Origin of the sequence: Tissierella pigra (assembly GCF_009695605.1) — a bacterium.
In the GTDB taxonomy this organism is placed as follows: domain Bacteria; phylum Bacillota; class Clostridia; order Tissierellales; family Tissierellaceae; genus Tissierella; species Tissierella pigra.
The window spans coordinates 72,986-95,898 of the sequence record NZ_VUNQ01000010.1; the positions used below are offsets into that span (position 1 = coordinate 72,986).

24 protein-coding genes are annotated in these 22,913 nt (G+C 32.1%); 3 read left to right on the forward strand and 21 right to left on the reverse strand.

Annotated features, from left to right (window positions below; genetic code table 11):
• Positions 1–38 precede the first annotated feature (38 nt).
• Positions 39–1,178: an ABC transporter substrate-binding protein gene (locus FYJ83_RS06420; RefSeq protein WP_154439509.1), complete on the reverse strand. Its 1,140-nt coding sequence runs from the start codon at positions 1,176–1,178 to the stop codon at positions 39–41.
• Positions 1,179–1,414: 236 nt separating this feature from the next.
• Between FYJ83_RS06420 and FYJ83_RS06425 the strand changes: the two genes are divergently transcribed.
• A complete protein-coding gene (locus FYJ83_RS06425) occupies positions 1,415–3,019 on the forward strand; it encodes a transporter substrate-binding domain-containing protein (RefSeq protein WP_154439510.1) in 1,605 nt (534 codons plus the stop codon).
• On the forward strand, positions 3,012–4,367 hold the full coding sequence (locus FYJ83_RS06430) for a sigma-54-dependent transcriptional regulator (protein WP_154439511.1): 1,356 nt from the start codon (positions 3,012–3,014) through the stop codon (positions 4,365–4,367). Before FYJ83_RS06425 ends, FYJ83_RS06430 begins: the two co-directional genes overlap by 8 nt.
• 26 nt (positions 4,368–4,393) lie before the next feature.
• Here FYJ83_RS06430 and FYJ83_RS06435 read toward each other — a convergent pair whose 3' ends face one another.
• The 18 genes from FYJ83_RS06435 to FYJ83_RS06520 all read right to left on the reverse strand — a co-directional run bounded on the left by FYJ83_RS06435 (position 4,394) and on the right by FYJ83_RS06520 (position 20,163).
• Positions 4,394–4,960: a nucleotidyltransferase family protein gene (locus tag FYJ83_RS06435; RefSeq protein WP_154439512.1), complete on the reverse strand. Its 567-nt coding sequence runs from the start codon at positions 4,958–4,960 to the stop codon at positions 4,394–4,396.
• A gap of 12 nt (positions 4,961–4,972) precedes the next feature.
• Complete coding sequence (locus FYJ83_RS20445) at positions 4,973–6,550, reverse strand: methyl-accepting chemotaxis protein (protein WP_154439513.1); 1,578 nt, start codon at positions 6,548–6,550, stop codon at positions 4,973–4,975.
• An 18-nt stretch (positions 6,551–6,568) separates the two neighbouring features.
• On the reverse strand, positions 6,569–7,564 hold the full coding sequence (locus tag FYJ83_RS20235) for a xanthine dehydrogenase family protein molybdopterin-binding subunit (RefSeq protein ID WP_154439514.1): 996 nt from the start codon (positions 7,562–7,564) through the stop codon (positions 6,569–6,571).
• Positions 7,561–8,832, reverse strand: a complete 1,272-nt coding sequence (locus FYJ83_RS20240; RefSeq protein WP_154439515.1) for a xanthine dehydrogenase family protein molybdopterin-binding subunit — start codon at positions 8,830–8,832, stop codon at positions 7,561–7,563. Before FYJ83_RS20240 ends, FYJ83_RS20235 begins: the two co-directional genes overlap by 4 nt.
• Positions 8,832–9,305 carry a (2Fe-2S)-binding protein gene (locus tag FYJ83_RS06455; protein WP_154439516.1) on the reverse strand — a complete coding sequence of 158 codons (474 nt, stop codon included), beginning with the start codon at positions 9,303–9,305 and terminating at the stop codon, positions 8,832–8,834. The genes FYJ83_RS20240 and FYJ83_RS06455 overlap by 1 nt, the downstream gene beginning before the upstream one ends.
• Complete coding sequence (locus FYJ83_RS06460; protein ID WP_154439517.1) at positions 9,299–10,165, reverse strand: FAD binding domain-containing protein; 867 nt, start codon at positions 10,163–10,165, stop codon at positions 9,299–9,301. The genes FYJ83_RS06455 and FYJ83_RS06460 overlap by 7 nt, the downstream gene beginning before the upstream one ends.
• Positions 10,166–10,271: 106 nt before the next feature.
• Positions 10,272–11,726, reverse strand: coding sequence for an NCS2 family permease (locus FYJ83_RS06465; RefSeq protein ID WP_154439518.1), 1,455 nt, complete (start codon positions 11,724–11,726; stop codon positions 10,272–10,274).
• A gap of 99 nt (positions 11,727–11,825) precedes the next feature.
• Positions 11,826–13,637, reverse strand: coding sequence for an adenine deaminase (gene ade, locus FYJ83_RS06470; RefSeq protein WP_154439519.1), 1,812 nt, complete (start codon positions 13,635–13,637; stop codon positions 11,826–11,828).
• 18 nt (positions 13,638–13,655) lie between these two features.
• The gene (locus tag FYJ83_RS06475; RefSeq protein WP_154439520.1) at positions 13,656–13,943 is read right to left on the reverse strand and encodes a EutN/CcmL family microcompartment protein; all 288 of its coding nucleotides are present in this window, start codon (positions 13,941–13,943) and stop codon (positions 13,656–13,658) included.
• 11 nt (positions 13,944–13,954) lie between these two features.
• Positions 13,955–14,716 carry a hypothetical protein gene (locus FYJ83_RS06480; RefSeq protein WP_154439521.1) on the reverse strand — a complete coding sequence of 254 codons (762 nt, stop codon included), beginning with the start codon at positions 14,714–14,716 and terminating at the stop codon, positions 13,955–13,957.
• Between the two features lie 16 nt (positions 14,717–14,732).
• Complete coding sequence (locus tag FYJ83_RS06485) at positions 14,733–15,014, reverse strand: BMC domain-containing protein (RefSeq protein ID WP_326828312.1); 282 nt, start codon at positions 15,012–15,014, stop codon at positions 14,733–14,735.
• Between the two features lie 37 nt (positions 15,015–15,051).
• Positions 15,052–15,417 (reverse strand): BMC domain-containing protein, encoded by a 366-nt coding sequence (locus tag FYJ83_RS06490; RefSeq protein WP_154439523.1) that lies wholly within the window; start codon positions 15,415–15,417, stop codon positions 15,052–15,054.
• A gap of 16 nt (positions 15,418–15,433) precedes the next feature.
• Positions 15,434–15,664, reverse strand: coding sequence for a hypothetical protein (locus FYJ83_RS06495; protein ID WP_154439524.1), 231 nt, complete (start codon positions 15,662–15,664; stop codon positions 15,434–15,436).
• 2 nt (positions 15,665–15,666) lie between these two features.
• Positions 15,667–15,948: a BMC domain-containing protein gene (locus FYJ83_RS06500; protein WP_326828311.1), complete on the reverse strand. Its 282-nt coding sequence runs from the start codon at positions 15,946–15,948 to the stop codon at positions 15,667–15,669.
• A gap of 16 nt (positions 15,949–15,964) precedes the next feature.
• A complete protein-coding gene (locus tag FYJ83_RS06505) occupies positions 15,965–17,302 on the reverse strand; it encodes a UbiD family decarboxylase (protein WP_216584866.1) in 1,338 nt (445 codons plus the stop codon).
• Positions 17,303–17,323: 21 nt separating this feature from the next.
• Positions 17,324–17,881: a UbiX family flavin prenyltransferase gene (locus tag FYJ83_RS06510; protein WP_154439525.1), complete on the reverse strand. Its 558-nt coding sequence runs from the start codon at positions 17,879–17,881 to the stop codon at positions 17,324–17,326.
• A gap of 52 nt (positions 17,882–17,933) precedes the next feature.
• Positions 17,934–18,545: a cysteine hydrolase family protein gene (locus FYJ83_RS06515; protein WP_154439526.1), complete on the reverse strand. Its 612-nt coding sequence runs from the start codon at positions 18,543–18,545 to the stop codon at positions 17,934–17,936.
• Between the two features lie 19 nt (positions 18,546–18,564).
• Positions 18,565–20,163: a dihydroorotase gene (locus tag FYJ83_RS06520; protein WP_154439527.1), complete on the reverse strand. Its 1,599-nt coding sequence runs from the start codon at positions 20,161–20,163 to the stop codon at positions 18,565–18,567.
• A 243-nt stretch (positions 20,164–20,406) separates the two neighbouring features.
• Here FYJ83_RS06520 and FYJ83_RS06525 point away from each other — a divergent pair, with 243 nt between their 5' ends.
• On the forward strand, positions 20,407–21,102 hold the full coding sequence (locus FYJ83_RS06525) for a cyclase family protein (protein ID WP_154439528.1): 696 nt from the start codon (positions 20,407–20,409) through the stop codon (positions 21,100–21,102).
• A gap of 569 nt (positions 21,103–21,671) precedes the next feature.
• Here the strand turns inward: FYJ83_RS06525 and FYJ83_RS06530 are convergent.
• Positions 21,672–22,046: a hypothetical protein gene (locus tag FYJ83_RS06530; RefSeq protein WP_154439529.1), complete on the reverse strand. Its 375-nt coding sequence runs from the start codon at positions 22,044–22,046 to the stop codon at positions 21,672–21,674.
• A gap of 1 nt (position 22,047) precedes the next feature.
• Positions 22,048–22,764: a polymorphic toxin type 35 domain-containing protein gene (locus FYJ83_RS06535; RefSeq protein WP_154439530.1), complete on the reverse strand. Its 717-nt coding sequence runs from the start codon at positions 22,762–22,764 to the stop codon at positions 22,048–22,050.
• Between the last annotated feature and the right edge of the window lie 149 nt (positions 22,765–22,913).

Here is a 22,913-nt window from a genome sequence, read left to right on the forward strand (position 1 = left end):
CTTTATGTCAAGGAAGCCCTAATGGGCCTCCTATGATTTTAATTTAATTGATCTTCTGATAAAACGATTTGTCCATCTTTAACTTCTAATATTAGAATACTTCTTGTTACATCATTATTTTCAAAAGATATTGGTCCTGCTACTCCAGGGAACTCCTTAACTTCTTGTAAATATTTAGTTATGCCATCTCTTGTTGCTCCATTTTGTTTCATACCTTCAAGAATAAGTTTTGCTGAGTCATAAGCTAATGCTGCATAGTTATCAGGTTCTTTATTATATTTAGTTCTAAATGATTCTACAAACTCCTTTGTTCCTGGGAACTCTACATCTTTGTGGAAGAAAGCTGCGAATCTTATTCCTTCAACTGCATCTCCACCCAGTTTAATTAATTCATCTGAACTAATTCCCTCTGTTCCTATCATTGGAACATTTAATCCTGCTGGTCCTGCCTGTTGTGCTATTAAAGCTGTTTCTACATAATATCCTGCAACAAACATTATATCTGGATTTTCACCTTTAATCTTTGTAAGCTGAGGGCTGAAATCCTTTGATTGTCCTTCAAAATATGTTTCTGATGCTACAACTTTTCCACCTAGGCTTTCAAACTCTTCTGTAAAGTCATTTTTAAGCCCTGTACCAAAGTCATTTGCTGTAAACAGTATTGCTGCACTTTTTTTACCTAATACATTGTAAGCATATTGTGCTAAGTTTTTAGCCTGTGTAGTATCTGTTAATGATATACGATATAAATGAGGTGTACTTCCGTCAGTTATTTGTTTATTAACTGAGTCTGTAATAACTGGTATACCAGCAGCTTCATAAATTCCTCTTGCTGCCAATGTACAAGAACTGTTCCAGTGACCAATTACTGCTAAAACTTTATTATCTCCTGCAAACTTTTGAGCTACGTTTGGTGCCTCTTTAGGATTTCCTGTATCATCACCAACAATTAATTTTACTTGTTTACCATCAATACCACCTGCTTTATTTACTTCATCTAGTGCTAGTTCTATTGCTTTAACTTTCATATCACCAAATTGAGCTGAGTCACCTGTCATAGGGTTGGCTGATGCTATATATAATTCTGTGGAACTGTTGCTTCCTCCACCTCCACCACTACATGCAGATAGTGAAATTACTAAAATCAACATAATTGCAATAAAAGCGTTTTTCTTCATTATAATCCTCCTTAATTTTTTAGAAATCTTTATCGATTCCATATTTTTTTATAACACTATATATAGCAAATCCTGTGCCAAGTTTTTATATGGGTGTTTTTTGTCGAAATATAGGATTTTACCATAGAATTCATAAAAGGTATGAAATAATAACCATGTAATTAATTCATACTATGAAATTTTTTCATATAGGAGTATAATAATATTGAATCTATTCTAATGAATCGAGGTGTAAAATGTACAAAAAAAAGATTTTAATTATATTAATAATCATATCTTCCATATTTACTATTGGATTTACTAACGATATACAGGATATTAAAATGGAACCTATTAAAATAGGTGGCGATAATAATTATCCCCCATATGAGTTTGTAGATAGTAATGAAAATTTTAGAGGATTTAATGTGGATATAATAAGAGCTGTGGCTATAGAGTTGGGTTTGGAAATTGAGTTAATACCTAATAGCTGGGAAAATACTATGGATGCTTTGAAAAATGGAGAAATCAACGCTATTCAAGGTATGACCATAACTCCGGAACGTAGTAGAATATACGATTTCACAGAGGAAATAGTTGTAAACTCCCAGAATATTTTTGTCACAAAGGATACTAGCTATATAACAGATATTAGAGATTTATATGGAAAAAAAGTGGCTATTCAGGCAAAAGATGTTACTAAGGAAATTATTAAATCCATACCTAATATAGATATTGTAGAAAAAGTAAACCAAATGGAAGCTTTAGAAGCTTTATTATCTGGAGAAGTGGATGCTTTTATAGGTAATAGGCTAACGGGAATCTTTTATGTACAAACTTTTGATTTAACAGAAACTGTTAAAATTGTAGGAGAGCCTATTTATACTACTAAATATAGTATAGCTGTTAAAAAAGGTGATGATGAACTTTTAAGCCTTCTAAATACTGGATTAAAAGCCATTAAAACTAACGGGACATATGACAAAATTTATCTCAAGTGGTTTGGTGAAGATATTTTTGATATAAATCAGAAATGGAAAAATCTTTTTTCCACTGCCTTAGTAGCCCTTTTATTTTCTAGTATGTTTATATATATAATATATTATTGGAATAGAAGTTTGAAGAAAGAAGTGGATATTAGAACTAAAGAGATAATTGCTTTGAATAATATTGCAATGCAAAATGATAAGATGCAGTCTTTGGGTAAATTATCTGCCAGTATTGCCCATGAACTTAGAAACCCTCTAACATCTATAAAGGCTTTTGTTGACTTAATCCCTTTGAAATATGAAGATGAAAGATTTAGAGATGAGTTAATAAAAGTAGTCCCAAATGAAATTAAAAGATTAGATGAGTTAGTTAGTTCTTTATTAGATTACTCAAAACCTAAAAGTCCAAAACCATCTAAAATAATACTTAAAGACATTTTATCTGAAACTTTAACATTACTAAAACAAAAAATTAGAGAAAAAAATATCGAAATTATTACTAAAGATACAGATATATATTTCTACGCAGATGCACCTCAAATGAAACAAATACTCATTAATATTATTCTTAACAGTATTGATGCCATAGAAGATAATGGTAAAATAGAAATATCGGGAGCTGTAGAAAACTCCAAAGCTGTTATAGATATTAAAGATAATGGCGTTGGAGTACCAAAGGAAATGTTAAATAAATTATTTGATCCTTTTATTACTTCTAAGAAAACTGGTTATGGTATAGGACTTTCGGTAACCCATAGACTAGTAAATCAAAACAATGGAGAAATAAAGTTAAATAGTGAGCTTAGTAAAGGAACTGAAGTTATTCTTTATATGCCCAGGATTCTAGAAATTGGAGATGATAAAAATGTATAATGTTTTAATTATAGACGATGAAGTTTCAATTCTTACTGCCTTAAGGTTTGCACTGGAAGATCATTTTAATGTATATACAACCACAGATGTACCAGAGGCTTTAGAAATTATTAACACTAAGGATATAGACTTAGTTTTACTTGATCAGTATTTAGGTGACTATAAGGGAATAGAGGTTTTAAATACTATTAAATCTCAAAATCATAGGGTTATTGTAATTGCTATGACTGCTTATGGCTCCATTGAAGATTCCATTGAAGCCATTCAAAGAGGTGCTTATTACTATATTACAAAACCTTTAGATATAAATGGCTTAATATCTTTAATAAATAAAGCTCTGGAATATCAATCTTTATCTGATGAGGTTCAAGATTTAACACGAAAAATTAAAGAAGATAAATTTGACCTTAAAATGGTATCTTCTAGCCATGCTATGAATGAAGTATTTAAAATGATTGATAGAATTAAAGATGTAGATATTAATGTTTTAATCTCTGGAGAATCTGGTACTGGCAAGGAACTTATTGCTAGAGCTATTCATGAAACCAGCAGACGAAAAAATCAAAATATGGAGATTATAAACTGTGCTGCTATTCCACATAATCTTTTGGAATCTGAATTATTTGGATATGAAAAAGGAGCTTTTACTGGGGCTAATAATAAATATAAGGGGAAATTTGAACTAGCTGATAAAGGGACTTTGTTTCTAGATGAAATTGGTGATATGGATTTACAGCTTCAAGCAAAACTATTAAGAGTTATTCAAGAAAAAACTATTACCCCTCTTGGAAGTGAAAAACCTGTACCAGTTGACTTTAGACTAGTAGCTGCTACTAATCTAAATTTAAGTGCTGAGGTGAAGAAAGGTAATTTTAGAGAAGACTTGTTTTTTAGACTAAATGTAGTAAATATTGAAACTCCTCCTCTAAGAAATAGAAGAGACGATATTCCAGCTCTAACAAAACATTTTATAAATAAGTATAGCAAAGCTTTTAATAAAGATGTAACTGGTATAAGCCGTACTGCCATAGAAGTGTTAGAAAATCATGACTATCCTGGAAACGTACGTGAACTTCAAAATATTATTGAAAGAGCAGTAGCCTTGACAGATAAAAGTATTATTCAAGTCCAAGACTTGCCAAATGAACTTATACCAAATACTCATCGTGTTTCTTTAAGTGAAAGTGTTCCTATTTATGTAGGAGACACCATAGAATCTGCAGAACAAAAACTTATTCTTGCCACATTGGAATATTGTGAGAATAATAAGAGGAAAACTGCCCAAATGCTAGGTATGAGTGAAAGGCATCTTTATAACAAATTGAATCAATATAATTTAAAAAATTGAGGAAATCACAGTGATCCCTCAATTTTTTATTTTTTAAATTTCCTTAAATCTTCTTCATCATCTATATCTATACCAAGTATTTCTTCTTCTATATCTACTTTTTTTACCTTGGACATATTTCTCTTCACAATATCTCTAGCACCTTTATCTCCTACTATCTGTAGCAGTTCTTCCCTATATATAGATGAAATAATCATTGGCATACCTCGATTTCCATTATAGTAGGGAACCAACATAGGTAGATTTGAACTTCTATATTGATAGATTAATTCATTTATTAATTCTGATGTAATAAAAGGCTGATCTCCTACAAAAAACATATACTCAGTATTTAAAGTATTTTTTACACCTAGTTTTAGTCCTTCTGACTGTCCTAAGTGAGCGTTCTCATTATAATATGTGTTTATATTATACTTTTCTCCTATTTTCTTTACTTCTTTTTTTCTATAGATTAAAATTATCTCATCTAAATCTGACTCTACGCAAGCTCTAATAACTCTCTCTACTATTTTTTCTCCCTCTATATCCATTAGAAGTTTATCTTTTTTCATTCTCCTTGAAAAGCCTGAGGCTAATATAATTCCTGTAATCATTTTTATCTCCTATTATATAGTCTTAATAAGGGAATCCAGTCCAAGACCTATTTCGTAAAGCTTTCCTTTTTCATCTGTCAGTGTTAAAAATTTAAACAATTTTCCATCTTCCACTCTTTTTTTTATTGGAGTTACCATATATTCCTTTTTGCCCTTCTTCAATTCATTAAAACTTGAATCTGCTTCATATAGATTTAAACCTAGAGCAGATTTTTCGTTAGTATATTCTACTACTCCATTGGAATTTGTAACATATACGGCATCTACTCCTATATCTTTAATTAATTGATTTATCATATTATCATTTATATCTGTATTATTTCTAAAATATTCCCTTACATCATAGGCTTGCTTTAACATCTTCTCTTCCATTACTTTACCTACTACGAATTGCTGCATATCGTAAACGTATGTTTTTATCTCTTCCACTACATTATTTAAATCCTTTGATCTATTATGTTGTGAAGTAGTCTCTTCTGTAGTCTGTACTATTTGAGCAGTTGTTTCTTCCGAAAACTCATGGATTCTAGTTACATTAGTGGCTATTTCTTCAATCATAGAATTATTTTCACCTGTTGATTTCTTTATGCCCTCTAAACTTTCTTTACCTAAGTTTAATGTTTCTACAATGGACATAATTTCTTTATTTGTCTTTTCTATTATCTCACAGTTTTCGCCCATATATTCCATTTCATTTTCCATAGATTTAGAAATAAATACTATATCATCCTTTAATCTGTTAATTACTTCCCCTATTTTTTTAGATACAGTTTCTGTTTCATTTGCCAGTTTTCCTACTTCATTGGCTACTACAGAAAATCCCTTGCCATTTTCTCCTGCTCTAGCTGCTTCTATAGAAGCATTTAATGAAAGCATCTTTGTTTGATTAGATATTTTATTTATTAAATCTACTAAATTTACTACTTCATCCAAATAGTTTCTTAGTTCTACTACCTTCTTTCCACTTTCCTCTACCATAGACTTAGAATTTATTATCCTATTTTCTATGGATGTTATTTCCTCGATTCCATCTTGAGCCGCAGTAATAGAATTTGATATAAATTGAATCTTATCTATTACATCCTTATCTATATTTTTCATAGACAAATGAACTTTCTCTACTAAATTATTGGTTTCATTAAGCATTTGACTTTGTTCTACTGCATTGGAATCCGCTACTTCCACTGAAGTGGCTATTAACTCCGCACTTCCTAAGGATTCCATGGCTAAAACAGTTAAATTTTCACATATATTAAATATTTCTGTTGAGATTTCTACTTGTGTTTTTAAATTATTCCTTACTTGTTTATATAAATCATGAATCTTTTCTCTAGCTTCTTCAGATATATTTGTCTTCTCTGTAAAATTAAAATCTAAATTATTTACATTAGACAAATGATTTATTATTTCTTTTAATCCACTATTACCTTTTACTTTTAATAGAGTTAATGATAAGCCTATTGAAAGTAATATAGTTAGTCCAATTTGTATGAATTGTCCTTTAAAATACAAAGTAGTTAAATAATTAATCCCCATAAATATAATTGACAAAATAAATAATTTAAAAAACTCCCTAGTTCTCTTTCCCACAATTTTCCTCCTTGTGTATTATCTATTTTCCTTACATCCCCTTAGGTGCTTTATAAGTTTTTCTGGTGTCACTGGTAGCTCCTTTATTCTAACACCTACTGCATCATAGATAGCATTTAATATGGCCGGAGCTATTGGTATTGTAACTGGTTCTCCTATACCTTTAGCACCATAAGGTGCAGTGGGTTCAGGGTCTTCTACTATAATATTATTTATATCTACCATGTCCATAGCTGTTGGTATTAAATACTTTGAAAATCTATTATTCTTCATTATTCCTTTATCAAGGTTTAAATCTTCAAATAATGTATATCCTAGTCCCATGGCAAATCCCCCGTCCATTTGTCCTTCTAATAACATTGGATTTACTGCACGACCTGCATCTTGAGCAAAGGTGGACTTTAAAATATTGACTATACCAGTTTCAGTATCTACTTCTACTTCTACTGCACAAGCATTAAATGTATAAGGCCAATATGGTGCTCCTTGACCAGTTTCTTTATCCATTTCTGTTGTTTGAGCAGTAAACTCTCCTTTTGCTTCTATTATAACATCATTATAATATATTTCAGATAATTTTTTGTACGATATTCTCTTCTGCGGAAAAAAACTTAAAATAACTTCACCTTTCTCTAAGGTTAATCCCGAAGTTGAATTAAGATTTAATTCTATTTTTGCTTTTTCTAATAATTCTTTCTTCATATTTTCACATGCTATTTTTATGGCATTTCCAGTGTTATAGGTTTGTCTTGTTGCAGCGGCTGTTCCTGAATCTGGCATTAAAGATGTATCTTCATGAACTAAATCTATATTCTCTATATCTATATCTAGGACTTCAGCACCAATTTGTCTCATTGAAGTTTTAGCACCCTGTCCCACTTCTGTAACTCCACAATATATTCCAATTCTACCTGCTGGCAGAAGCTTGATTATTGCCCTTGATACATCTGGAAATCCGTTGCCATATCCTGTTCCATAATATGAAAGTCCTATACCTTTACCAATTTTTTTCATATAGATTCCACCTCCAATTTCCTTGAAAACTGAAATTCCTTATCTACTGCCTCTATACATTTATCTAAAGGCACACTATCTGTTAATATTTGACCTGTTGCTGTCATAGATCCTTTTCTAAATATATTTTTCATTCTAATTTCAATAGGATCCATACCTAGCTTTACTGCCAATTCATCTATTTGCTGTTCATAGGCAATGGATACTTGTGTTGCACCAAATCCCCTCATGGCACCTGTAAAAGGATTATTTGTATATACTGCATAACTGTCTACATTTACATTCGGTATTACATAAGGCCCTGTTGCGTGTACCCCTGCCTTTCTAAGTACGTTTATTGCCCAAGAAGCATGGGCACCAGAATCTCCAATTATTTCTGCCTCCATATATTGAAGGAATCCATTTTCATCTGCTCCTGTTTTATATTTCATAACCATAGGATGGCGTTTTGAATGGGCTAAGAAGGATTCTTCTCGAGAAAATATAATCTTTATTGGTCTTCTTAGCACTATTGCTGCCAATGCTAAATGGATTTGAACTGATATATCCTCCCTCGCTCCAAATGCCCCACCTATATTTGTATTGATTACCTTTATTTTTTCCTCTGGTAATCCTAAATTAATGGCTATTTCTTCTCTATCGTAATGAGGATATTGGGTAGCCACTGCTACAACTACTGTACCATCTTCTTCTAAATAGCTTAGTCCTGCCTCTGGCTGTAAAAAAGCATGCTCAACCATAGGAGACCTATATATGTTTTCAACTATATATTTGCACTTTTTCTTGCCTTCTTCTATATCTCCATGTCTTAATTTATAGTGAAGGATTATATTTGAGTCTCCGTGAACTATAGGAGAATCTTCTTTCATAGCTTCTATGGGATCAAAAACTGCATTTAACTCCTCATAATCCACTATAATTTTTTCATATGCTTCCTCACAAATCTCTTGTGTTTCACCTACTATAAAAGCTATAGGTTCTCCTATTCTAACAACCTTTTCACTAACAAATACTTCATGGTCTTTTAAAACTACTCCATATTTATTTTCCTTTGGTACATCTTTATAGGTAAAGATTTTTAATATACCCTTTACCTTTTCAGCTTCTGTAATATCCACTTTTATCTTTCCATGGGGTTTTGTTGACCTTAATACTTTTCCATAAACCATGTCTTCTAGATATATATCTTGAGGGTATAAAGCCTTTCCTGTAACTTTTGAATAGGCATCTACCCTAATGATGTTTTTGCCCACTACATTTAAGTCCATTATTTTCCCTCCTCCATATATTCAATAGCCTTCTCTGCTGCATAAATCATTTTATTATAGCCTGTACACCTACATAGATTTCCCGATATTCCTTCTCTAATTTCATCTTTTGAAGGATGAGGTTTTTTATCTAATAGAGCCTTAGTGGATAAAACCATTCCTGGAATACAGAAACCACATTGCACTGCTCCAACATCTATATATGCCTGTTGTATTGGGTGGATTTTTCCTTCCTTCTCCATTCCTTCTATTGTTAAAATATTACTTCCATTTGCTTGAAATGCCATGACTAAACAGGAGTTTACAGTTTCTCCATCCATGATTACAGTACAAGCCCCACATTCACCTTCTCCACAGCCTTCTTTAGTTCCTATTAATCCTAATTCATCTCTAAGTAAATCTATGAGCCTTAGATTTTCACTTACAGAAACTTCAAATAGTTTTTCATTTACTATTAAACTTATATTTACCATGCTCTCACCTCAGTTCTAGTTTTTATAAATTCCTTAAGATTTTCTCTAAGAATACTAGATACAGCTACTCTTTTATATGGTAAAGTTGACCTTCCTTTTAGTCTTTCGTCCATAGAATTTTGTAATACTGTGATTGCTTCTTCTATTGTAGTTTCATTTATTTCTTTATTGATTAAATATTCTTCTACTTCTTTTTCTCTCATAGGGTATTTTCCCAATGCTCCACTGGAAATTGTGACATTTTCGATTAGTCCTTCTTCATTTAATTCGATTAAAGATGCGATTGATAGTCTGGATATGGCTAAAGCTTTTCTAAGTCCAAGCTTTGCAAAGTTTAGATTTTGATTTTTATTAAGTTTTTCAAATTTTATTTCTGTTATAATTTCATTTGATTTTAATTTATTTATATAATAATCCTCTAAAGGTATTTCCCTAGTTCCTTCTATACTACATATTTTTATTATAGCTCCTAAAGCTATTAAAGGAGGTATGCTATCTGCTGCTGATGAGCCATTTGCTATATTTCCTCCTATGGTTCCTTTATTCCTTATTTGTGGAGAACCCACCATTTTACAAGCTTTATGTAATCCATGTAGATTTCCCTTGAACAATGGATTTTCGGTTATTTCAGTGAAGGTAACTCCTGAACCCAATATAATATGATTTTCGTCTTCTTTTATCTTTTTTAGTTCCTCTATCTTACTTATATCTATCAAAATTTTAGGTGTTATTTTCTTATTTTTCAGCTCAATAACTATATCTGTTCCGCCAGAAATGAGCTTTGCTTCACTTCCATATTCCCCCAATAATCCTACTACTTCCTCAACACTCCTGCTATTATATACTTCTTTTAAGGTCATATCTTCACCCCTCATAGGATTTTTTGTTTTAAAAAAGCCACCCCCAAAAGAGGCGGCTTTTTAATAAGTATTATTTTTTAGTAAACAGTTATACCAATTATGATTATTATTCAATAAATGCTAGTATTACAAAGTTTAATATAAATAGTGCTGATGATACTATTAAAATAGGATGTACATCTTTCATTTCCTTTTTACATGCTTTAACTAATAAATAGAAAATAAATCCTGCTGCTATACCATAAGAAATACTATAGCATAAAGCCATAAATATACCTGCAAAGAAAGCTGGTATTGCTTCTTCAAAATCATCCCATTTAATTTCACTAAAGGATGAAAGCATCATAATACCAACTACTATTAAAGCTGGTGCTGTTGCTTCTGCAGGAACTATACCTGCAACTGGTGCCAAGAAAATTGCCAGAATAAACATAATTGAAGTAACAACAGATGTTAATCCTGTACGACCGCCTGCACCGATTCCAGCTGCACTTTCAACATAAGTTGTAGTATTGGAAGTACCAATTAATGCACCAATGGAAGTTGCTATAGCATCTGCAAATAATGCTTTATCCATTTTAGATTTGAATCCTGTGCTTTCTTCCATAGCCTTTTCATCTTCAGCACTAAAAATGCCGCTCTTACGTCCAGTACCAATAAAAGTTCCAATAGTATCAAATGTATCAGATAAACTGAATGCAAAAATTGTCATCAGAACTAGAGGAATTTTAGCAGGGTCAGAGAATAAGGAAAGCATTCCTTCTCTACCTAATGCAACTCCTATGGTTGAACCTAATTCCTTAAATGAATCACCAACTCCAGCAGTTGCACCTAATGTAGAAACATCTACAACTCCCATAGGAATACCTATTAATGTAGTTCCTATAATACCTATTAAGATTGCTCCCTTTACCTTAAATATTAAAAGTACAAAAGTTAAAACTAATCCAATTAAAGCTAATAAAACACCTAAATTGTTAAAGTTTACAAGAGCTGGAACTGCAGCTGCATTAGAAATAACTGTACCACCATCTAAAATAATATTATCTCCCGGATTAGACGTGAAGTTAATGAAACCTGCATTTTTAATACCAATGTAAGCTATGAAAATACCTATACCACCACCAATTGCATTTTGCAAACTAAGAGGTATTGATTTAATTATAGACTTACGAATCTTTGTTACTGTAATAAATATATTTACCATACCACAAACGAAAACCATAGCTAATGCTTGCTGCCAAGTAAAACCTAAACTAAATACTACCGTATAGGTGAAAAGTGCATTTAAACCCATACCTGGTGCTTGCGCATAAGGAACATTAGCAAACAATGCCATAACTAATGTACCAATTACTGCAGCAAATATTGTTGCAAGAAATACTGCCCCCCACGGCATACCTGTTTGTGCTAACATTGATGGGTTAACAAAGATGATATAAGACATTGCAAAGAATGTAGTCAAACCTGCTACAATTTCATTTGATACAGTTGTACCATTTTCCTTTAGCTTAAATTGTTTTTCAAAAAAACCACCATTTGAAGCTTTTTGACTAGACATAATACTCCTCCTTTTATTTGATTTTAAATACTATCCTCCTTTCTTTTCTATATCTATTTAGTATTATACTAAATTTTTTTAAATAACTGTAGTAAATTCTTATTTTACAACTGGAGGAAGAATTTTAAAGTTGTTTACATCTATAAGTCCTTTATCTGTTATTTTCCAAGCTGGGCTAGTAGATAATGCTAAGAAAGATAAGTGCATAAGTGGTGCATGAATTTTACATCCTAAATCTTTCGTTATTACACTTTCTAATTCAGCTATTTTTCTACTTACTTCATGTCCGTCAAGTTCATCTGTTATAAGTCCCCCAACTGGTAATCTCATTTCAGATAATACTCTGCCTCTATTTGCGATTGCTATTCCCCCACCCATTTCTATAACTGCATTTACTGCTATGGTCATATCCTTTATATTACTTCCAACAACCATTATATTATGAGTGTCATGAGCTACTGATTCTGCAAAAGCTCCTTCCTGCATACCAAATCCTTTTACAAAGGCTTTTCCTATATTATTTGTTCTATTATATCTTTCTACACAGGCTATATATAAAGTATCTTTTTTAGTGTCTGCCTCTACTACCCCTCTACTTACCCTTAGAGTTTCTTCTGATTTTCCCGTCAAATTTTGGTCTGGTATAACTTCTATACATCTTACTTGTGCCGATTCACCTTCTGCCTCTATTTCTAAATCCTTTTCAGAGATTGGTCCTATTTTAACAGAAGTCTTCACAACTCCAGGATAAATATATCTTGGCAAATCTATAAGAAGTTCCTTCTTTAGAGAAACTAGGTTTCCTTTTAGGAACACTCCTGCTATGGTCATTTCTTCTAAATTGTCTATTATGGCTATATCTGCCTGTTTTCCAGGAGATAGTACGCCTACATGGTCAAGACCAAAGTATGTAGCTGGATTTATAGTAACCATTTGAATAGCTTCTGCTGGACTTACTCCTTCTCTTATGGTTCTTCTTACTATTTCATTCATATGTCCTATGGTTTCTAAGTCTGCAGCTACCATATCATCTGTAGCCAATATACATCGTCTTGAATCCATTCCTTCTTCTGTTACTGCTCTTATACATTCTGCCATATTCTTTTGAGTAGATCCTTCCCTCATAAACAGATATACTCCTTGGCGAAGTTTCTCTACTGCTTCTTCCTTTGTTGTCGTTTCATGGCATGAACATTTTCCACCTGTTGATATTATATGAGCTGCCAGTTCTTTACCAAATAATTCTGGAGCATTTCCATCTACTACCATATTCTTTGACTTAGCATACATTGTTGATGCTAATAAATCTGTTATTATTTCTGGTGTATTTCTATAGACATGTTTTGCATTACTGAATCCCTGTAACTCTCCTATGCCTATTATGTTTTTATAGTTTAGTAGTTCTTCCATATCCTTTGAATTTACATCATATCCTGCTGTTTCTAAATCTGGACAATCTGGTGTAAGAGCAGGAACCACTAAATATACATCAGATGGGACATGATCTATTTCGTCTGCCATAGCTTTCATTCCAACTGCACCTAAAGCATTTCCTATTTCATGAGGGTCTGCTACTAAAGTTGTTGTTCCTGAAGGTATAGACAGTCTTGAAAACTCTGTTACTGTAAGCATACTGGATTCAAAGTGCATATGGGAATCTATAAATCCAGGTGATAAATATCTTCCACTTACATCTATAACTGTAGTCTCAGGTCCTATTAGTTCCTTACAATCTCCTACTAATAAAATATATTTATGTTTAATAGCAATATCAGCTTTATATATTTCTCTAGTAATTACATTTACTACATTACCACCTACAAGAACTGTATCTGCATGTTCTTTGCTGCCCATTAGGGCATCAATGGAAGTTCTGTATTCCATTGCCATTTTTAAATACTTAGTATCCATAAAGCCTATCTCTCCCTTCTATTTATTGCCTAATAGGCTTTTATTTATATCTATTTCATCTATTATACCTACTATGGAAGCATCTATAGGTGAATCCATTTTTCTTGCAGCAATTCTAGAGGCTGTTCCTGTAACAAATGCTACTAATTCTCCTATACCTGCACCTACAGTATCTACAGCAATAATGGATTCTCCCAATGGATTCAAATCTAAATCTAGAGGCTGTGTAATCATCAGCTTAGTTCCTATTAGCTTTTCATCTTTTCTTGTGGCTACAATTGTTCCAATTACTCTACCGATTTTCATACTAAGCCTCCTTATATCATTTCTATTTTTATATTTTTGGCTGAAGCTTTATCTCTAGCCAAATGAGTTACTATTGCTCCCTTAGGTAAGATCAATTTGCTATTTGAAGATAAATTTAGTATATCTTTTTCTGTTATTACTTTTTTATCTGGATTTTCTTCTGATTTAGAATTTGATTTTATATTTTCATCCTCTACTCCTATTACTATATTTTCTGTGTATTTATTATGTTCTATCTCTATTGCCCCCATTTTCTTGGCTCTGTCCATGTGTCCCTCTAGTATAGACAATATCTCTTTATTGTTGGTTTCTTCTCCTAAATAATTCTTTACTCCTTCAAAGTCCATATATACATTTTTACTTTGGTACATAAATGTCCATATTAAATTGGGGACAAAGGAGTCTATCATTCCTAGGGATATTTTAGAAATTGTATTTACAGTTATATTTGGGCAAATTATTCCAGAATAATTTCTTGAAATTTCTTTTAGCCTTACAATATCTGACTCTCCATAAATATTTCTAGGAGACAAAATATTAGTAATCTTTCCTATATCCAATATTTGCTCTGCCATAAAAGAAAAAGCTAAAGATATTTTTATTCCTTTATTTTTTAGACATTTTATTTCTTCTATCTTTTTGTCTAAATTGTTATTAGAACCATTAAAAGCTACTATTATGGATTCTTTATTTCCTTGATTCCATTTGTTGTCTCCATTTAAAAGCCTTTTAGATATATCCTCCAATACATTTGAAGTTATCCTTGTTTTCATCTAAAACACTCCAATGTTATTCATATTGTTTTAAGATAACTCTTTCCACTTCTGCATGTGGTCTTGGTATTACATGAACGGAGTGAAGTTCTCCTACATTTCTAGCGGCTTCTGCTCCTGCATCTACTGCTGCCTTCACTGCACCTACATCTCCTCTAACCATTACTGTTACAAGACCAAATCCAATCTTTTCGTATCCTACTAAAGTAACGTTTGCAGCCTTTACCATAGCATCTGCTGCCTCTATACTACCTACTAATCCTTTAGTTTCAACTAATCCTAATGCTTGACTCATAATTTATTCCTCCTTATGGATTTCTTATTCTATATTTTATTTATTTTTTGTTTTCTTCTTTATTTTCTTGCTTTGCCACTTTCTTTGTTTCCTTCTTATTGACTTTATTTTTTACATTTTTAGCAAACTTAGATATTAGTGCATCTACTTCATCATGAGGTCTTGGGATTACATGAGATGAAAAAATTACTCCTACTCTATTTCCCGCAGTTACTGCTGCATCTACTGCCGCTTGAACTGCTGCCACTTCTCCTGCTATTTGAATATTTACTCCCACAGATTTACCTACTCCTATGATTTTCTCAAATCCAACTAAAGTTACATCAGCAGCTTTACTAGCCGCATCTAAGGCTGTAACTGCTGTAGTTAAACCTAATGCTTCTATAAGTCCCAATGCTTTATTCATTTCACACCTCCCATTACTAACGGTTATTTTTTACTCTTTCCGCTGCTTCCTCTAAGGTTATTGCTTTTACTCCATTTACTTCTTCTATTACTTGTCTTTCCCTGTTTATTATATCTGAGATTATTCTACTTTCTCCGCCGTATAGATTCCCTACATTACTAGTTTTGTTTTGTACCATGTTGCTTATTATAGGTCTATTTCCATTGATTATATTGCCCATGGCAATTCTAGATAAAGGATTTGCCATAATTATTCACCACCATCAAAATCAAATATTTTATCTACTTCATCATGAGGTCTTGGAATTACATTAGCAGATACTACTTCTGCTACCATTGCACCTCGTTCTTTTCCTGTCTCTACTGCAGCGGTTACTGCTGCCACATCTCCCGTTACTGTAACAGAAACTAATCCAGAGCCTACTATTTGAAAATCCATAATCTTTACACTGGCAGCTTTTGTCATAGCATCTGCCACTTCAAGAGCCGCAACAAATGACTTAGTTTCAACCATTCCTATAGCTTCTCTCACTTACCTCACCAACTTTCTAAATATTTGGAAAGTATTTACTTATATCTATATTATCATATTCTGGTATAATAGCCCTACTAAATTTTCCTGTATTGTCTTCCAAAGGTTTAGTAGCATCTATTCCAACCTTATCTGTTACTCCTCTTATATCATGGGATGGCTCTAACGATGAACCTAAAGCCCCTTCCACTATGGTATAATCCATAGATGCCTGTGATCTTGTAGTTATTGCCCATTCTATTTCTTGAAGGTCAAATATATTTACATCCTCATTTACTATTACTACCTGTTTTAAGTCCTTATTTAATCCTAATGCAGCTAATATTGCAGTTTTCGCATCACCTTTTTTATGTTTCCTTATGGCAATAAAAGCATTGAATCTATATCCTCCGCCTTCTGTTACATTTACATCTACTACATCTACTTGATTTTTCAAGTGATAGTATAGTTCCATTTCCCTTATAAGTCCATTTGATACATGTTCTTCCCTACAAGGAAATGCTGTTTGATATATTGGATTATTTCTATGAAGAATACAATCTACCTCTATTATTGGATGAGGTGCTTGTGCTCCATAATATCCCATTAATTCTCCAAAAGGCCCTTCTAATTCTCTTTTATTGGGAACAATTCTTCCTTCTAAAACTATTTCCGCATTGGCTGGAACTAGAAGGTCTACTGTTTCACAAGGTACAAGTTCTAAAGGTTCACCTCTTAAACTACTGTCTACCATATATTTATCTACACCATAGGTGGCTGAACTTATTTGACTAGCCATTAAAAATGGGGCATCGTACCCTAAAATTATGGCTACTTCCAAGGGTTTTCCTTGTTTTTCAAGTTCTAAAAAATCATTAGTCAGCTTTGGCGATGCTATAAGAGCTGAAAGTTGATTTCCTCCATTTACTTGTAATCTTCTTATGGAAGTAAAAAATTTACCTGTATCAGGATCTTTTACTACCATTACTCCTGCTGTTATAAAGCTTGATGAATCTTTTTCCTGAAATTTATTTATAGGTAGAATCCTTTGAATATCTATATTTCTTTTTATTATATTTTCTTTAACTTTTCCATTACTAACTACTTTATATGGTTGTGGATTCACTATGGAATTCATAAATCTTTCTATTCTATTGTTATGGTCAATTCCTAGCAAATCATATATTAACATTCTGTCTCCATAAAGTCCTCCTACAGAAGACAATGGATTTCCCTTTATGTTATTAAATAACATAGGTACTTTATTATTGAAATATTTTAGAACTGCTCCCATTTCATATATATAATCTACTTCTTTATCAGTTTCTAAAAGGGAATTGTTAGCCCTTAGCGTTTCTAAGGTAGATCTTAACACTTATATTCTCCCTCCTTATACTTATTGTCCTGTCCATCTATTAACTAGGTCATTGTCTATTTCTAAAGCATCTAATATTCTTCCTGTCATATTAAATACTATATCTTCTATAGTTTCTGGATGATTGTAAAATCCTGGACTTAGTGGAAATATGGTTACATTCATTTTAGAAAGCTTTAACATATTCTCTAGGTGTATGGAGCTTAATGGAGTTTCTCTAGGTACTAAAATTAGCTTTCTTCCTTCTTTTATAGTTACATCACAGGCACGGGCTATTAAAGAATCAGAAAAGCCATAGGCAACAGAGGATAATGTCTTCATGGAGCAAGGCAATACTATCATTTTATCTACCTTAAAAGAGCCACTGGCTATAGGTGCTGCAAAGTTTTTATTATCATGATAATATGTTGCTAAGGATTTTAATTCTTCTAAGCTTACTCCACATTCATGTTCCGTTACATACTCCCCCATGGTGGAAACTACAAGATGAGTTTCGATATTTAATTCTTTTAATGCCTTTAGAAGAGAAATAGCATAAATAGATCCACTACCTCCAGATACTCCAACTACTATTTTCATCTTTTTTCCTCACTTTCTATGTACTAATTAGGCGGTCTTTGACCGCCTATTATTATTCTACTTTATTTTCTGGATCTCCTCCACCTGTCCATGGATCTAAACCTTTTTCCCAAGCATCTTTATATTCATCGAAATCCATTAACTTTGTAAATATACTTAAATCTTTCAAACCATTTTCGTGCATTTCTTCAGTCTTAGAGTGAATTGCATCTGTAAGTGAAATAACCTTATATGCCCTAGCTAAAGCATCTGTAGCAGTTGACCTTACACATACATTAGTCCAAGTACCAGTTACAACAACAGTATCTATATTCTCTTCTCTTAAATAAAGGTCTAGATCAGTATAAGCAAATCCACTATGTCTTCTTTTCTTTACTATATATTCGTCTCCCTCAGGCTTTAATTCAGGAACAAAGTCTGAACCCCAAGTTCCATCTACTGCATGAACTGGTCTTACTTTAAAGTCTGCATCATTTTTTCTATGGGCTTCTTGAATATGAACTAATTGCACATCATCATTTCCATTAGCATTTCTCTCTCTTACCCATTTAAAAATCTCTTGCAGCTTTGGAGTTATTATTGCTGTTCCCTCACAGAATAAAGCTCCCTTTGGATTAGCAAAATCATTTAACATATCTATTATTAAAATCGCATGTCTAGCCATCTATATTCCTCCTATATTCTTAAAACTTTATTTGTCTTGGTAAAATTTGAATACTTTGTCTCTTTACGAATTGTCCAAATCCTGGTTTAATCATGATTCCATCAATATTTCTTATATGTTTATCTATTACTTCAGGATGTTCTTTTCTATAACTCTTTTCATACTCTGCACTATGGGCATGAGGATAGTTTTCAAATATTCTACTATATTTTTCCTCTACTCTCTTTGGATAGTTGTGAACTATTTCCTCCAGTTCATTATCTGTTAAATCTCTTAATTTACTTTCTTCTACATCTTTAAATACTAAATGTCCACGAACTATGGTTTGAGCTACTTTTCCTGTTAGTTCCATTCCTTCCAATGGAGTATATCCACACATAGATGCTTGAGTCTTAGGATCTATGGTCCATTTCTTTTCTAAATCTATTATAGTAAAGTCTGCATCTGAGCCTATGTTCATTGCACCTTTCTTTGGATATATTCCATAATGGATTGCAGCATTCTTACTTAATATATCAACTAGTTTACTTAAAGATATTCTTCCTTTATTGTAACCTTCACTTACAATAATAGGAACCATAGTCTCTACTCCAGGTATTCCAGGAAATGCAGTCCAGATATTCATTCCTTCTTTTGCTTTTTCACTTTCTATTTCATAAGGAGCATGGTCTGTGGCTATGAAATCAATACTTCCATTGTTTATTCCTTCCCATTGCTCTTCATTATCTTTTTTAGTTCTAAGAGGTGGAGCTATTTTTGCACAAGCACCATGCTTTGTCATAGCGTCTTGATAATTTAATGTTAAATAGTGAGGACAGGATTCTGATGTTACGTTTAATCCTCTTTTCTTCGCATCCCCTACTAATTTAGCACCTATTCCTGTACTCATATGGACTATATGAAGTCTTGCTCCTGAATCTTCAGCAAAACTTATACCTAACTCTATGGCAACTTTTTCTGCCAATTCCATTCTGGCTTCTGCCCAAGCAGGTCCATCCATTCTTCCTTCTTCACGGAATTTATTTACATAGTAGTCACACATAGAATAATTCTCTGCATGAATTCCTATTGGAAGTCCTGTTTTTGCTACTGCTTTAAAAGCTTCGTACATTTCTGGGTCTGTAACTCTAGGGAAAGTAGGTACTGAAGGTGTCATATATGCTTTAAATGCTACTACTCCATAGTCTGCCTGTTCTTGTACATGGTCTAGCCACCCTTCTCTTACATCTTCTCCTGTTACTCCTCCCCACATGGCAAAATCCACTAAAGCCTGAGGTTTAACTAAATCCAATTTCAACTCTAATTGTTCCACACTTCTTGCAGATGGTACAGAACAACAAGGCATATCAATAATTGTAGTTACTCCACCACGAGCAGCAGCTGCTGTACCTGTTAGGAAGTTTTCTCTATGAGGAAATCCTTGATACATAAAATGGGTATGGGAATCTATACATCCAGGTAAGGTTAAGTTACCTTCTGCATCTATTATTTCCTTTGCCTCTATACCATCAATATTATCTAGGAATCCAGCAATTTTTTCATCTTTTACTAAGATATTAGTAAGTACAGTGTCATCGTTTTGAGGAATTCTTGCATTTTTTATTATTACATCATACATAATTTTTCCCCCTTCTAAATTAATTTTGTATTAATAATAACACATTAATAAAAAATAAGCCTTGTTAGTTTACTATAAAAATATACTAAAGAATTGAATTTAATACCAATTTTTTTGTTAGTTTTTTATAATTTTTTGTATATCTTTTATATATGATTTAAATTAACAATTAGTTATAATAAAAATTAAATAATACACATATCTATATATGATGTAGCAAAATATTATTGGGGAGGAGATTTTATGACATTGAAATTAATTGACCTATCTCAAGAAATTTATCAAGGTATGGATATTTTTCCAATGCACCAACAAACCTTTATAATGACAAATATGACCCATGAGGAGAATATGCAGAAAACAGGAAGTAAAAAATTAGGGTTTTCTGCTAGGAATTTACTTATTAGTGAACATGGCGGCACTCACAGTGATGGAGTATGGGAGTATAACCCTAATGGACCTACTATTGATAAAATGCCTTTAGAATATTTTTGGGGTTCAGCCATATGTATAGACTTATCCCATATAAGATATCCTAATTATTTTGAACCAAAGGATTTGGAGGAAGCTTTGAGACGTTCTGGACAAGAAATAAAAGAAGGAGATATTGTACTAATTCATACTGGACACCATGACAGAGCCTTTGGAACAGATTTATTTCAAAAAGAATATGCAGGACTAAGCTATGAAGGGGCAAAATGGTTAGCAGAAAAAGGAGTAGTAAATATTGGAGTAGATGCACCTGCAATAGACCAAACTCCTGATGATATTGATTTTTCAGCTCATTTAGTCTGTGGAGAGTATAATATAACCAATACAGAGAATTTGTGTAATTTAGACAAACTAATAAATAAGAGATTTCTATATATTGGATTGCCTTTAAAAATAAGAGATGGTACAGGCTCACCAATTAGGGCAGTTGCTTTATTAGAGGAATAGTGAACAGTCCAAGGAATATTCCTTGGACTATTTTTTATTGTAAGGTAACCTTTGGATATTCAGTGGATATATGTCAAATATAAAATTTGTTCCTGATATAAGAAAATGATAAATTTTCTTAGGAGCAAGTATATTATCTTTTTGAAAGTTTTGTAAATATTTCGAGGATTCACTTATATAAAAAGTCCATAGGTCGGGTCTATAGGTTTCTTGAGTTACCTGATAACAAAGGACATCCTCCCAAATTAGTTTAACAAAATAATCAGAATATTTATCTTTGTTCTATAATTATTCAACTTAATTCCGCTTGAATAAGTGGTAGTCTTTCCTTGATTCAATTTATTAAAATCTTTCTCAAAGGTAGTATTTTTTAAGAAAACCACTTAAAAAAATCTCCACCTTGTTTTATTAAATTTCATCTGCTTTATAAAAAAATTAGGCGAAGGTAACAAAGATATATAGAAAGTTATATTTCTCCTTCGCCTAAAAATTATAGCAGACGAAACCATTCTCTAGTCTTGTTGGAAAATATAAAAAGAACCTGATAAGCTCAGGTTCTAAAAATATATCTATAGTTCTTCTTTTATCATCTTTATGGTTTCTTTATATTTGTTTACTCTTTCTTCATTTTTTTCAATCAAAATAGCTCTATTTATATAATTTATAGCAACTTCATCTCCATTAAATGGATGTAAAAACAATCCAACATAATAACCAATTAAATGATAAATATATGCTATTTCATCTTGATTTCTTTCAAAATCACTTTCTAGATATTGAACTTGTGATAATAATTTAAAATAAATATTAGAAACATCAATATTTTGTTCAGATAAAATTCCTTCAGCTTCTAATATAGAAACTTCAGTCAATAAAGTGTAAATTTCTTCGCCTTCTAATTTAGATTCATTTTCAAAACTAAAATAAGATTTTATATTTTCCATATTACTTCACCCAAGCATTTGATATTTTTATAACTCCATCTTTTAACTTTTGATAAGTTACTTCTACAACTTCACCTTTATATCTTAATGTCTTTTTATATGCACTACCATATGCAGATTCAGAACCTTCTTTCATAACCTTCTCAATAATCTTTTTTATTTTATTCCATCTATTAGGATCTTTAGGTCCTCCAGGTACTAATGAACTCCAATTATGTTTAGATTGCAAAATATGATTAGCTTTATTTGAATTCACTCCTCCTAACTCTGAAATAGCCTTATCAATTTGTTTATTTATAGCTCTATTTTTTAACCAGTCTTTAACTTTACTAGCAATCGAAGAACTAACTTTAGTAAGAACAATACCACCTACATAAATAGCACCTACTGTTACTACTACTTTTCCGATTCCTGGAATATACCAAGTACCTGCCATTATCTTCATAACATCATCCATAGGCATTGCCATAGATCTAGTTCCAATATTGCCTACAGACTCTTTTGTATAATCATCTAAAAAGTTTGTTTCAGAAGAAACTTTATAAACTTCTCCCTCGTATGCTTCTAAGATTTCAATAAATTCTCTTTCAGTTACATTCTGACCATTTTCAAGAGTTATCATTACTACTTCTTGATTGGAAATACCATCTGCAAAAACTCCACTTGCAAATGATAACATCATTACAATTACCATAATAAAACTAATTTTCCTCTTCATAAACTACCCCCCTGTTATAATAAGTTAGTGTAAACCTATTTATATAATTAATAGATCTATACTCTGTATTATCAAGGGTTTCAAAGTTTTTTTAAAACAAAAAACAATGACCCCCCTTTTTTTGGTATAATTGAGTCGCTAAACAAACA